Here is a 13,734-nt window from a genome sequence, read left to right as displayed (position 1 = left end):
TCCGTTTGTCTAATGCTGCAAAAATATTTATAACAGTTTGCATTCGAAAACATAATCTAAACTATTATGCTCGATTTTCTCTTAAATTCTCTTTCACATACAGAGGGCTACTTTTTATGAAAATCAGAATATTATTAATCATCTTCATTTTTTCTTTCCTTTCATTTTATGAAAATAATTTTCCTCAATTCATTGATAATTTTGAAAATGGTCTATTGATAGATACCACTGGATTAAATGGGTGGACCTACAGAACTGGCGATGGATATGCAGAAATGAAATTTATTCACTCTGGAAAAGGTTATGCTTCTATTTTTGTTGATGCAACAAAAGATAAAAGAGGAATTTGGTGGGCATTAATTAGAAGAAGAATTTCTGATAAAATGAATCTTGAACTCCTTCAAAATCCAAAATATGAATTTCGTATAGAAGCCAAAGTAAGAGTAAGTGATGCTCCAAAAAGAATTAATCTTCATTTAAATACACAAAGAACAACCGACTTCCATTCACATTTAATGGAATATGACATCCCAGATACAATGAACTGGCATACAATAAGCATGACTACAAAAAATTTTGATGCCAAACCTGGCGATACTGTTTATGCTCAACTTGCTCTAATGGATTGGGGATTTGAAAAATACCGTGTTGATATTGATTACTACAAAGTTGACATTGTAAACATTGATTCAGTTGGACAAGATTTAGGCGAACCTATTCCCTATCATCCACCTGTTCCAGATACATCAATATTTAAGCATCATCTACCAGTAAAGGAAGATTATATTGTTGATTTATACTATTCAGACATGAATTTTAATAACTGGTTTACCTATGATGAAATCGGCAAGAAAATTAATTTATTAACAGTAAGTGGAAATCAATATATAATTTTGAAATGGGATTTCGATAAATTCAAAAACAAAACTGCTTCGAATTCTGCTCTTCTTGAATTGACAACTTTTTCTCTTCAAAATTCTACAGATTATCAAAAAGACTTTGGCATGATTAGAGTAACAGAAATACTTGATAGTGACAGCAATTGGACTCAAAATAATGTTACACTTGAAAATTTATCTGCAGGTAAACCAATTAATAAAGTTTTCAACAGTCAGATGATAATTGATGTTGAAGTAAATAAAAATCGTTTTGGAAAAAATTTTATAACTATATCAAAACCTGTGCTTCAAAGATTATTAAACGGGAAAACAAAAGGAATTGCTATCAAACCTCTTGGTGCTATTGTTGCATCATTTTTTTCTTCAGAAAATTCCGGCTTGGGACCTAAACTTCACTTTAATATAAAAGAATAGAATAATTATATTTACAAAAATTAAATGAGGACAAAATGAAAGTTCTATTTATAGGCGGCACAGGAAACATTAGCACTTCTGTAAGCAAACTTTGTATTGAAAAAGGAATTGACTTATACTTATTGAATCGAGGCATAAGAGAAAATACAATTGAAAAAGCAAAAGTTATTTATGGGGATATCAATAATTTTGAGCAAATTAAAGATGCTTTGAAAGACCATCAATGGGATGCAGTTGTTAACTGGATTGCATTCAACGAAAAAGATGTTGAAAGAGACATCGAACTTTTTAGAAATAAAACTAAACAATACATATTTATTAGTTCTGCTTCTGCTTATCAAAAACCTCCGTTAAGTCCATTCATTACTGAATCTACACCACTAAAAAATCCATACTGGGATTATTCAAGAAATAAAATTGCATGCGAAGAAAGATTAACCAAAGCATATCGAGAAGAAGATTTTCCAATTACAATTGTTCGACCATCATTAACTTATGATACTGTTATTCCAGCAGCAATAGGTGGCTGGAATGAATACACAATTATCGATAGAATGAAAAAAGGGGGAAAAATAATTGTTCACGGCGATGGAACATCTCTATGGGTAGTTACACATGCAGAAGATTTCGCAAAAGGTTTTGTTGGTTTGCTTGGAAATATTCATGCAATTGGAAATGCATTTCACATAACAACAGATGAAGTCCTTACATGGAACCAAATCTATGAAATAATTGCAGATGCTGTAGGTATTGAACCAAATATTATTCACATTCCTTCTGATTTCATTGTTGCTCATGAAAACTCGTTGATGGGCAGTCTGCTTGGCGATAAATCTTACAGTGTAATTTTTGATAATTCTAAAATCAAAAAATATGTTCCTGATTTTAAAGCAACCATTTCATTCAAAGAAGGAATCGAAAGAACATTAAAATGGTTTGAAGAAAAACCAGAAAGAAAACTAATCCGTAAAGAAACAAATGAAATGATGGATAGAATTATTCAGTTATACGAAAAAAGTGATAACTAATAATCAAAGCTAATAGAAAATCTTTTCTTGTTAAATCTGAATTCGTTATCTCTGAAAGAGCACAACATCTACTTTATTATTCTGATAAATATTTATTCTTTTAATAAAATCACTTGTATCCCACAGAAAATATTTTCACAGAAAAATTAATGTTAGCATGTAATGCTCCTAATTAATCAATAAAATTTTCATGGCATAATTTTTCATTCAGAATTATACGAACTTTTTCTTCAATTCAAATTGGAGGATTTATGAAACTAAAAATATTTGCTTTGTTAATGATAATTACATCTCAAATAATTCCTCAAGAAACAAAAGAGAGCAACAAAAAAGTTAATCAATTATTGGAAGAAAAGAAGGGAATTAATTTCATTGAAACAAAAGTCTACACAGATGAAGAAGATGCAAGAATCTTAAAACTTTTCGAAGGACTTCGTGTAGCTGATGTTTCTGATGGAATGGATATGGTTGGACTCCCAGGGAAAGGACTTGTTGACCCAGCAATTCATCCAGCATGGGTTGACCCTGTTGATTTAACTCATCAGTTTAGAGGAATAGCTGTTACTGCAAGGTATGTCCCAACACAAAAACCAGATAGGCCACAACCTGGTGAAGAATTTTCAAAATGGGAAAGTAATTTCTATAATGCCTATTCGAGCGAAGCATTCATTCAATTAATTAAGCCGGGTACAGTCGTTGTAATTGATGATGTAGAAGAAAAAGATATTGGTTCAATTGGCTCATTTAATATTCTTGAATGGCATCGAAGAGGAGCTGTTGGTGTTGTAACAGATGCATCAGCAAGAGACCTTGATGAAATTGCAATCGAAAAAGTTCCGCTCTATTTCAGAAAACCTGGACGTGGAATAAGACCCGGCCGAAATGAGCTCGAATCTATTAATCGTCCTGTTGTTATTGGAGGGGTTCTTGTTTGCCCCGGTGATGTTATCGTTGCAGATAAAGATGGAGTATGTGTTGTACCAAGATATGTTGCTGAACAGGTTGCAAAATATGCAAGAGAAATTCTGAATAAAGATAAAGAAGGCAGAAGAAATCTCTATGAAACTCTAAAAATGAAACTTGATAAAACTGTTAAATAAAATTGTGAGTAATATGATAACAAAATTATTCTTACTCATTTTTACTTTGCTTCAGAATAATTTTCTAATATCCAGTTATTCTGATAAAGAAAAAATTATTCATGAACTTAAATTTGTATTACAGAATGATATTAACAAATGGTATCCTTTATCAATCGATACTACCTATGGCGGATTCTTCAGCGATTTTGATTACAAATGGAACTTAACCGGAAATCAAAACAAATTTATTGTAACACAAGCTCGTCATCTATGGACATGTTCAAAGCTGAAAGAATTTTACAATAATAATTACTACTTAAAAATTGCAGAACATGGTTTTAAATTTTTGAAAGATGTAATGTGGGATAAAAAATATGGCGGCTTTTATGACCTTGTAACACGCAAAGGAATTCCAATTAAAGAAAAAGATAAAATAATCAAAAGAGCTTATGGAAATGCATTTGCAATTTATGGATTATCTGCTTACTTCAAAGCAAGTGGGGATACTTCTGCATTAAAATTAGCAATAGAAACTTTTAAGTGGATGGATAAATATAGTCATGATTCTTTGTATGACGGCTATTTTCAATTTTTGTCTGAAGATGGAATTCCATTTGCAGATGGTTATGATAATACTCCGCCAAAAGATTACAATTCAATGATTCACATTCTGGAAGCTTATACAGAATTATATAAAGTTTGGAAAATTGATTTATTAAAAGAAAGATTGACTTCACTCTTTTATCTAATTCGAGATAAAGTTACAACCGATAAGGGATATTTGAAATTATATTTTAGTAGAAACTGGATGCCAATTGAATACAATTATTCTAGTTTAGATAAAATAAAAAATTTCAGCTTTGAACATGTATCGTTTGGTCATGACATTGAAACTGCATACCTTCTTTTAGAAGCTGCAGAAGTATTAGACATAAAAGATTCTGTTACAATTAATAAAGCTAAAAAAATGGTAAATCACACTTTAATTAATGGCTGGGATAAATCTAAAGGTGGAATTTTTGATGCAGGTTATTATTTCAAAAATCAAAATCAAATTACAATTATAAAAAATACTAAAGAATGGTGGTCGCAGGCAGAAGCATTAAATTCATCTTTATTAATGTCAAAAATTTTTCCAGTTGATGAAATTAATTATTATCATTTTTTTGAAATGCAGTGGGATTACATAAAAAAATATCTTATTGATAATGAAAATGGAGGCTGGTTTATTGGAGGAATTGATATCGAACCCAAAAATAAAAAAATGCCAAAAGGCACAATCTGGAAAGGAAATTATCATACAACACGTGCTCTAATTAATTGCATAAATATGCTCAAAAGCTAAATAATATTTTGGGGGTTAACAATGAAAAAATTATTTATCATATTTTTAATTGCATCTGTAGTCAATGCACAAAAATTTGAAAAATTAGCTTTGACTCCACCAATGGGATGGAACAGCTGGAACAAATTTGGCTGCAACATAAATGAAGAAATAATTAAGAAAATGGCAGATGCAATGGTCTCAAGTGGAATGAAAGATGTAGGTTATCAATATATCATAATTGATGACTGCTGGCAGAGTCAACGTGATAGTTTTGGATTTATTCAGCCTGATCCTGAAAGATTTCCATCTGGAATGAAAGCTCTTGCAGATTACATTCATTCAAAAGGCTTAAAATTTGGAATTTATTCTGATGCTGGATGGAACACATGCGGAGGCAGACCCGGCAGCCGCGGCTATGAATTTCAAGATGCAAAAAAATATGCTGAATGGGGCGTTGATTATCTAAAATATGATTGGTGTTATACTGAAGGACTATGCGCAGAAGGAGCTTATCTTACAATGAGAAATGCTCTATATGCTGCTAAAAGACCGATAGTTTTCAGTATTTGTGAATGGGGCAACAACAAACCCTGGCTTTGGGCAAAAAATATTGGGCATCTTTGGAGAACAACCGGCGATATCACAGCTTGCTTTGATTGTGTAGTTGACCATGGAAGCTGGAAATCTTGGGGAATTATGCAAATACTTGATATGCAAAATGGATTAAGAGCTTATGCAGGACCAGACCACTGGAACGACCCAGACATGCTTGAAGTTGGAAATGGAATGTCTGTTAATGAAGACAGAGCTCATTTTTCGATGTGGTGCATGCTTGCAGCTCCATTAATTGCTGGAAATGATTTATCGAACATGACAGATGAAACGAGAAAAATTCTAACCAACAAAGAAGTGATAGCTGTAAATCAAGATTCACTTGGAATTCAGGGATTTAAATATTTTGAGAAAGATGGTCTTGAAATTTGGTTCAAACCATTAATGAATGATAATTGGGCAGTTTGCTTTTTAAATCGCTCAACAAAACCAATAGATATTAATTTTCAGTGGAATAATCACGTTGTAATTGATTCACTTTTTAATAAAGAAGCTAATTTTAAAACTAGCATCTATCAAATACGAGATTTGTGGTTAAAAAAAGAAGTTGGAACAACAGAGAAAAATTTCTATGCAGTCTTACCTTCACACGATGTCATTATGCTTAGATTAAAACCCATCAAAAATTAATTTTAAAAATAAAAAAGGCTGACTCTGTTCGAGTCAGCCTTTTACCAAAAAGATCTTAAATTACTTGAGTAAAATCATCTTCTTATAAGCTTTGAAATTATCTGCTTCGATTCCATAGAAGTAAACACCAGAAGCAAGATTACTTGCATTAAATTCTACAGAATAAACTCCAGCACCCAAAAATTTATCAACTAAAGTAACTACCTTTTGACCCAGAATATTGTAAACAGTCAATTTAACATTTGAAGGTTTAGCAATAGAGAAGTTGATTGTTGTAGTTGGGTTAAATGGGTTAGGATAGTTCTGCTCGAGTACATAGCCTTTTGGAATTTGATTAAGGTCTTTCACAGAGCTAACAACAGTAACTTTTATGAATTGAATAACATCAAGACTTACATTAGAACCTGATAATGTAATTGTATGGTTTCCCTCGGTTAGTGAAAATTTATCAGTAAGATATGATAGACCTGTTGAATCGGATTTGCTTTCTAATGTTGCTGTTAATTTATCAGCACCATCTACTTTAACTGTTAGTGTTTGTGGGCCACTATAATTTTGATACAAAAGATTCAAGGCATAGGTACCTGAGCCTGGTGCATTTACATCAAATGAAATTGAGCCACCGCTTCCCAAGTCAACTGCTTTGAACCAGCTTGGAACCCATTTAGCTCCTTCAACCATTGGCTGAACGAGGTCGTAATCGGTAACATCTGCACCAGTTAATTCTTTAATTACTTGTCCATTCTTTATGATTCTTAGACCTGCAAAATTCTGCCAGCCCCAGGATTTTTCAATTCTAACAGTATTTGTTCCTTGTTTGAATGTGAGAGCACCAGCTTCAATAATGTCTGATTGTTTTACAACAACCCACTGCCAGCTGTTGATATCGATTCCTGCAGCAGGACCAGAAGCTGGGTCATAAATCAACTCACCCCAGCCATGTGCTGCATCATGAATTTCAACTCCATTAACATAAGTATGCTGACCTCTCATTCCATTTCCACGCATGTGCTGATAAATTCCCAAATCATATTCGCCACCTTCTGGTAAGTCAAATGTCCATTCAATATAACCACCAGCATCCATTACAAAATATACAAAACCTTTAACTGATTTAACTTGTGCAGTTCCTCCCAATTTTGTTTTTTCAGCTTCATACGAGGATACAATATCATACTTGTAAATTGGTCCAGCAAGATTTCTTAATTGTTCAACGTATTGGTCTTTATTCTTTTCAAAAATTGCTTTCTTATCGGGGAACCAGTTTAAGTCGCCCAATGGCAAGCCATCAGTTCCAGCAGTTAATAGAAAAGCAGGTTCTGTATATGAAAAGTTTTCTGGCAAAGGCCAGCTTGGGCATGTTGCACAAACGGTGCCGTCTGGATTTGTTGGCAAATTCCAAAAATAAGTTGGAATTTGAGTTGCACCAGACCTGATTCCAGTAATATTTTCTATCATTTTGGGAATTATTTCTGATGGATATACTGGGAAGTTTGGTCTTTGATCGAGCCAGAAAGTATCTTTAACAACCATATTTTCATATTTGCTTAAGAAATCCTCTTTTAGAACAGGACCTACAAAAGGTTGTTTCCTGATATTATTAGCATTAAAGAAATTAATAAATTGAGGGTCTAACCAAGCTGCTGTATTTGCAAAAAGAATTCTTCGGCTTTGTTCAGGTCCATATTTTGTTGGAAGTGCACCAAAAGCAAATATACCTGAAGTAGTTGCACGTGGATCTCTATTTGGACTGTCTAATTCAGTTTGATTATGTGCTTCACCATGCCAGAATGGATTAATTAATAAATTGTTTGCAAAATATGCTTCGTATAACCATGGTGTTGTGTTAATACCACGTCCATTAAATACAATTGTATTGTGATTAAATCTCAGATATTTTGCTGCACCGCTTTCAATCTGTAATGATGTAAATCCAATATTGAAGAAAGTATTATTTTCAATTATAACTGTATCTGCATCATTCCAAATAGATAAACCTCGACCTGTCCAGATTTGTGTTGGAGGTGATTCAAGTAAATTTCTGTAGACACAATTTGTAATTATTATATCATTATTTTTTCCTGTCCATGCTACAAGAGCAAAATTAGTTCTTTCAAAGATGCAATGGTCAAATTCAAAACGGGAATCGCTTGCATCTACTTGAATTGGTTGATAAGCAGTTTGAACTCCTGCATCATCACAGCCAATAAAATAAATGTTCTTGAAAGTAATACTGCCACCACCAGTAATTAAACGTGCTGTTACAGAACCATCTGGTCTTGAAACTCTTTGAATTACTGCAGGAAATTTATCTGGATTTTTTGGGTCTGGTGGCTCACCAACAATTCTCAAATGCCAGCCATCATTTTTAATTTCTTCGGTTACCCAGTAAATCCCTCCTGCACGTAATTTGTAAACTCTACCTTCGGGACGATTTACATCATTTTTAATTGCATTTGTTAATGCATCAATAACAAAATTTCCCTGGCTGTCAAGATATTCAACTACTAGTGTATCGCCCTGCTGTGCACTGACTTTTTGAGTCGGTATGAAAATTAAACCAGCAACCAAGGATAAAAATAGTAATTTTAGAAAAAGCTTCATAAGAACCATCCTCCTATATTTTGATAAATAAATTAATTAAGTGAAATAAACACACTTCATTTTGCTAAAAATTATATCTGATTCCTACATCCATAGTAAAGCCGTAGTATTCTGTATAAGCCGCATTCGTTTCTACATTTCCTCTATAACTTCTGTCTGCTCTCTTGTTCAAATTATTCAGATTAACAAATACTTGAAGATTCCAAGGCAGTTTTTGCTGCAGTGTTAAATCCCATCGATAATATGTTCCTGTTGATTGGTCTAATCCAGGATAATTAGCCAGATATGTTAGCTTGTCTGTTTGATATAAGAACGACAATCTTGCAGAAAAATCTTTAATATCATAACCAAGTGTGAAATTAAAGATATGAGAAGGTTGATACGGCATTCTTCCAGTTCTTATTGTATCTTGAACTACATATTTAATTGTTACTCTTGGTGGTTTCCCTTCTACTACTCTTTTTACAATAAACCGTTGTTTATCAACCTCAGAGAAAATTCTTGAATAATTTACATTAAATATCAAACCTCTGAGAAATGATGGTAAGTACCAGAAGTGTGTTTGCCATTCTACTTCGAAACCTTTATAATAAGCTGGATTGGGATTATTTAGATAGGTATCCATCCAAGGAGTAGCAACTACTCTTCCTTCTTTATCAACAAGCCACGATTTGGGTATATTTAAGCCTTCAGGTATTGCAACACCAGGCTGCAACTGATAACCGCTCTGGAAAATTAAATCACTGATTTTCTTATAAAATCCGGAAAATGTTAAAAATCCAACATAGTTTTGATAAATCTGAATTGATGCATCATAGTTAATAGATTTTGCCGGCTTAAGAGCTGCATTATTAGCCCTAATATATCCATTGAATCTATCAATTGTTGTAATTGGAGCATATTGCATGTAATCTGGTCTTGTTAATGTTTCAGTTCTTGCCAATCTAACTTTTAGCCAACTAAATGGATTTACAATAAGATGAACCATTGGAAGCCAGAATTTATTATCACGAACATTTTCCAATCTTTCAAAATCTGCTGGAGGTAATTGTGTGCCAGCTTGTTCAACTTCTTTAAATCGTTGTCCATGATATTTAGAATAGTCTGCTTCGTATCTTACACCGGGAATTAATGTGATTAAATTCTTGTAACTTATTTCGGTCATAATATAGCCTGCTTGATATCTTTCAATTCCATCATAATCATATCCAATTGAGCCCATTGAATAATAAAGCCAATTTTGCGGGTGGTCTTTAGAAGTTTCCTGAAGTGCCTCGAGAAATTGTTTTAATAATCTTTCATCAACCATAAATCCTAAATCATATTCTCCATTCAAGAAATGAGGCGGCTGCTCATTAGTTAAAAATCTTGAAATTGGAAAAACTGCATTCGACCTTGCCAAAGCAGAATCTTTCAACCAATTCCAGTCATCTGGATATTTTGCGCTTAAGTATCTTAGGACTGGCTCTACAACACTATTTAAGCCTACACCTCCATATTGAATATTGTCTCTTCCATATTGTTCTTGGTCGTTATTTTTATCGAGCCATCTGAATTTTCCACCAAATTTTACATATCCATTTATATTTTTACCAAGATTAAATGGAACCTGAAAATTCATCTGCAATGCAGTTTCATTTTCTTTTAATTTGTTACTATAAGTAAAGGCATTTCTGAATCCAGTTTTTAGAGTATCAATTGTTTGTAATGCTGGAATTAAGTGTGGGTCCATTCCTGGCTCCACTTTTGTGGTATTAAAGGCTCCATTCTCTTGAACAAACCCAAATACATAATCTTCTGGACTTTTGCTGAGTGAAGATGATCTTGAAAGACTCATATCAAAATTTAAGAATCCAAAATCTTGTTGGTAACCAAGCGCCCCTGTAAATATTGATGTATTACCTTCTCTTAATTCAAGATTATAATAGTGGCTGTTATGTTCAATATTCATATCATTAATTCTGAATAAACCTTTTGAATGAAGATTGTTATAAAATGCATTTGCTGTTACTTTTCCTGATGGCAGTTTATAATCAAGCAGAACACTTGCACCAGTTCTTCCTCTTCTTACATTTTCATTTCTTAAGGTGATCTCCTGTGGCTGTACAATTATATTTTCTCCAGAACCTGTTTGTTTATAATTACCTTGAAATTTATCGGCACTTCTATCATAATTATCTAAATTGAAATTGAAAATCACACCCAATTTATTTTGAAGAAATCTATTACTTGCTGTTCCATTGAAATTGTAGTTACCATAATAATTTTGTAATTGATTATAACCACCTTGAGCAGTTAAGCTGACTTTCAAACCTTCAGGGGCTTCGCGAAGTCTTAAATCAACTGTCCCGCCTAAAGCATCAGCATCCATATCGGGAGTATTAGCTTTCTTTAGAACTATTCCATCAAGCATATTCGATGAGATTAGTGATAAGTCAACACTTCTGTCATAACTGCTTGTAGATGGTAATCGCACTCCATTAACAGTAATTGTATTATATTTTGGTTCTAAGCCGCGAATAGAAACTTTAGTTGCTTCGCCACCGTATCTTTCAATCGATACACCGGGCAATCTGCCAATAGATTCAGCTGCATTTACATCAGGCAGTTCTTTAATACGGTCTTTTGATACAACATTTGCAATTGTATTTGAAGATAATTGCTGGTTAATAGCAGAAAGCTGCCCTTCTGCCTGAGCTGTTATTATAATTGTTTCACCAGTAATAGTTTTTGCTTCAAGATAAAAATCCTGTTGAATTATTCTATTAGCAACTACATTAATTTCCATTGAAACTGTTGTGTAACCAATGTAAGATACAGTCAAAATGTGTGTCCCAGCAGGTACTCCTCTAATTACGTATCTGCCCTCAATATCTGTTGCTGCACCTAAACTTGTATTTTTTATCAATACGTTCGCACCAATCAGTGGTTCGCCCGTTTCTTTTTCGAATACCCTCCCGCGAATTGTTCCTGAACCCTGAGCAATCAAAGATTCGCTTATTAAGAAAACACAAAGAAAAGCATAAGTGAGGTGCTTAAAAATTTTGTAAAAATTTATCATTCTTACCTCCTGAAAAATTTATGTTGTCTTAAGCTTGTGTTACTTTATTTTTATTGCCCCGATTTATTTTTTAATTTTTCACAAGAAATTAGCTTATTCCATTAGTAATTACAATGAAGAATTTTCGGATATACAGTAATTCTTCATTAAAAGTAATGATAATTTTTTCATAAATTATGCCACTTAAGTATCACAGTAAAATGGTTAAAATAAGGTAGTTTAGATAGGCATTTATTTATTATTTTAATAAAAAATTATGTTTATAATAAAAAGGGATTTAGAGATGAAAGTGCGCAAAAATTTGATGAATTCCTATTTTTAGAGGTGATATAATGTGGTTTAACTTAAATTTTACTGGTGCTTCCTGGGGGACTCGAACCCCCGACCAATAGATTAAGAGTCTACTGCTCTACCAACTGAGCTAAGGAAGCGTTGCAAAAATAATCAAAATTTCTTCCATCATCAAAATCGGTAAATTTCTTTCTAATTTTTTTTATATAATTGAAAACTTTTTGGAGAATTATGAAGAAGTCAATCTACTTTTTTTTCATTATCGTATTAATTCTTATTTCCTGTGGGAAAGAAGAAAAAAATTTTAACACAAAAAATTCAATTAAAGATGATATAGGGAATACAATAATTTTTGATAAAACCCCTCAAAGAATTATCACACTTGCACCAAATCTTACTGAAATGATTTTTGACCTTAAACTTGAAAAATACTTGATTGGAAATACTCTTTACTGCAACTATCCTGAAGAAGCAAAAAAAATTGATAAAGTTGGAGATATGCTTAATTATGATTTCGAAAAAATTCTAACATTAAAACCAGATTTAATTTTCATTACAGTCGAAGGCAATACAAAAGAAGCTTATAACAAATTCAAAGAACTTGGCTTAAAAATTTTTGTATCCAATCCAAGAAATATCTCTGGGATTAAAAAAACTTATTTAGATATAGCAAAAATATTTGGCATTGAATCTTATGCAGAAAATAAAATTTCAAAATGGGATTCAATTACAAATAGTATCATAAATGCTTCAAAAAAATATGATAAAAAGAATGCTATGTTTTTAATTGAACTTAAACCCATCATGCTTGTAGGCAAAAACACATTTATCAATGAATACCTGGAAGTATGCGGCTTAAATAATATTGCGGGCGACTCAAAATTAAATTATCCTGTTTTCAGCAGAGAAGAAATATTAAAACGAAATCCTGATTACATAATAGTTCCTAGCAATGGGTATTTTACTGTAGAAAGAATCTTAGAGAGCTATCCAGAATGGAAAAATTTAAATGCATTCAGAGAGAAAAATGTAATAATTGTTAATGCTGACCTTTTTGTAAGACCCGGACCAAGATATACAGAGGCATTAAAAGAATTGTTTATTGCTCTTCATCCTGAGGAAAAATTTCTTCATTAGATTCTGCAATAAAAAGCATTGCACATTTATCGCCTTTAAACTTACCAGTTCGCTTACAATTTTCGTGACGTTCTTTGATTTTTTGTAAATCAATTTCACCGGGTTCAATTCCAAAAAAAGTCAAAGCCTCTCCACATTCTGCACAGAATATTACATTGTATTTAAGTGCATCATCTTTTTCAATCGTGTAATGTTTTTTCTTCATATTCATAATCCTTTAGTTCCCAATCCAATCCATCACATGGAAGATATTTTAAAGTTGGATGTTTATCATACTTCATACAAATTACAGCTGATTTATCAAAGTATTTACATGAAGAACACAAACTATTATTAATAAGTTCTTCATTTTCTTCCTGAAACATTCTGTATTGAATGGTTGCAGGATAAATTATCACGCCATAAATTGAAAGAATAACAAGCCACCACCAGTATCGATATTCAATTACTCCATACAAAATCCATAGAACAGGAATTAAAATTGCAGTCCTTATAATTCCCCAAAATATAATTGAGCCCATAATTTCCTTTTTGTTATGAGCATGATAATTTATCCATTCAAAAAATATGATTTACTTTTTGAAGTATCAATTTTTTAATGATTTCTATTTGATGATGGGGAATAACTTTTCGTTAACGAGTTTTTGAA

At 32.4% G+C, this 13,734-nt stretch carries 10 protein-coding genes and 1 tRNA gene; 6 read left to right on the top strand and 5 right to left on the bottom strand.

Annotation, left to right across the window (positions count from 1 at the left end):
- Positions 1–116: 116 nt before the first annotated feature.
- From AC27L2_RS03140 to AC27L2_RS03120, 5 genes are all read left to right on the top strand, one after another.
- On the top strand, positions 117–1,313 hold the full coding sequence (locus tag AC27L2_RS03140; protein WP_487210210.1) for a hypothetical protein: 1,197 nt from the start codon (positions 117–119) through the stop codon (positions 1,311–1,313).
- Positions 1,314–1,348: 35 nt separating this feature from the next.
- Positions 1,349–2,341, top strand: a complete 993-nt coding sequence (locus AC27L2_RS03135) for an SDR family oxidoreductase (RefSeq protein ID WP_487210209.1) — start codon at positions 1,349–1,351, stop codon at positions 2,339–2,341.
- 251 nt (positions 2,342–2,592) lie between these two features.
- Complete coding sequence (locus AC27L2_RS03130) at positions 2,593–3,441, top strand: RraA family protein (protein ID WP_487210207.1); 849 nt, start codon at positions 2,593–2,595, stop codon at positions 3,439–3,441.
- 13 nt (positions 3,442–3,454) lie between these two features.
- Positions 3,455–4,768 carry an AGE family epimerase/isomerase gene (locus tag AC27L2_RS03125; RefSeq protein WP_487210206.1) on the top strand — a complete coding sequence of 438 codons (1,314 nt, stop codon included), beginning with the start codon at positions 3,455–3,457 and terminating at the stop codon, positions 4,766–4,768.
- Between the two features lie 21 nt (positions 4,769–4,789).
- A complete protein-coding gene (locus AC27L2_RS03120) occupies positions 4,790–5,992 on the top strand; it encodes a glycoside hydrolase family 27 protein (protein WP_487210205.1) in 1,203 nt (400 codons plus the stop codon).
- A 60-nt stretch (positions 5,993–6,052) separates the two neighbouring features.
- Here AC27L2_RS03120 and AC27L2_RS03115 read toward each other — a convergent pair whose 3' ends face one another.
- The 3 genes from AC27L2_RS03115 to AC27L2_RS03105 all read right to left on the bottom strand — a co-directional run bounded on the left by AC27L2_RS03115 (position 6,053) and on the right by AC27L2_RS03105 (position 12,088).
- Positions 6,053–8,596, bottom strand: coding sequence for a T9SS type A sorting domain-containing protein (locus AC27L2_RS03115; protein ID WP_487210204.1), 2,544 nt, complete (start codon positions 8,594–8,596; stop codon positions 6,053–6,055).
- 64 nt (positions 8,597–8,660) lie between these two features.
- Complete coding sequence (locus tag AC27L2_RS03110) at positions 8,661–11,657, bottom strand: TonB-dependent receptor (RefSeq protein WP_487210203.1); 2,997 nt, start codon at positions 11,655–11,657, stop codon at positions 8,661–8,663.
- A 355-nt stretch (positions 11,658–12,012) separates the two neighbouring features.
- Positions 12,013–12,088: transfer RNA gene (locus AC27L2_RS03105), tRNA-Lys, on the bottom strand.
- A 91-nt stretch (positions 12,089–12,179) separates the two neighbouring features.
- On the opposite strand from AC27L2_RS03105, the gene AC27L2_RS03100 reads away from it, so the two are divergent.
- Positions 12,180–13,085, top strand: coding sequence for an ABC transporter substrate-binding protein (locus tag AC27L2_RS03100; RefSeq protein ID WP_487210202.1), 906 nt, complete (start codon positions 12,180–12,182; stop codon positions 13,083–13,085).
- Here AC27L2_RS03100 and AC27L2_RS03095 read toward each other — a convergent pair.
- Together AC27L2_RS03095 and AC27L2_RS03090 are read right to left on the bottom strand one after the other, a co-directional pair.
- On the bottom strand, positions 13,048–13,290 hold the full coding sequence (locus tag AC27L2_RS03095) for a hypothetical protein (RefSeq protein ID WP_487210201.1): 243 nt from the start codon (positions 13,288–13,290) through the stop codon (positions 13,048–13,050). The genes AC27L2_RS03100 and AC27L2_RS03095 overlap by 38 nt on opposite strands.
- Positions 13,265–13,606: a hypothetical protein gene (locus AC27L2_RS03090; protein ID WP_487210200.1), complete on the bottom strand. Its 342-nt coding sequence runs from the start codon at positions 13,604–13,606 to the stop codon at positions 13,265–13,267. The genes AC27L2_RS03095 and AC27L2_RS03090 overlap by 26 nt, the downstream gene beginning before the upstream one ends.
- Positions 13,607–13,734: the final 128 nt, after the last annotated feature.

Source organism: Rosettibacter sp. KY25 (assembly GCF_057554405.1).
This window is presented reverse-complemented; position numbering and strand designations above follow the sequence as displayed.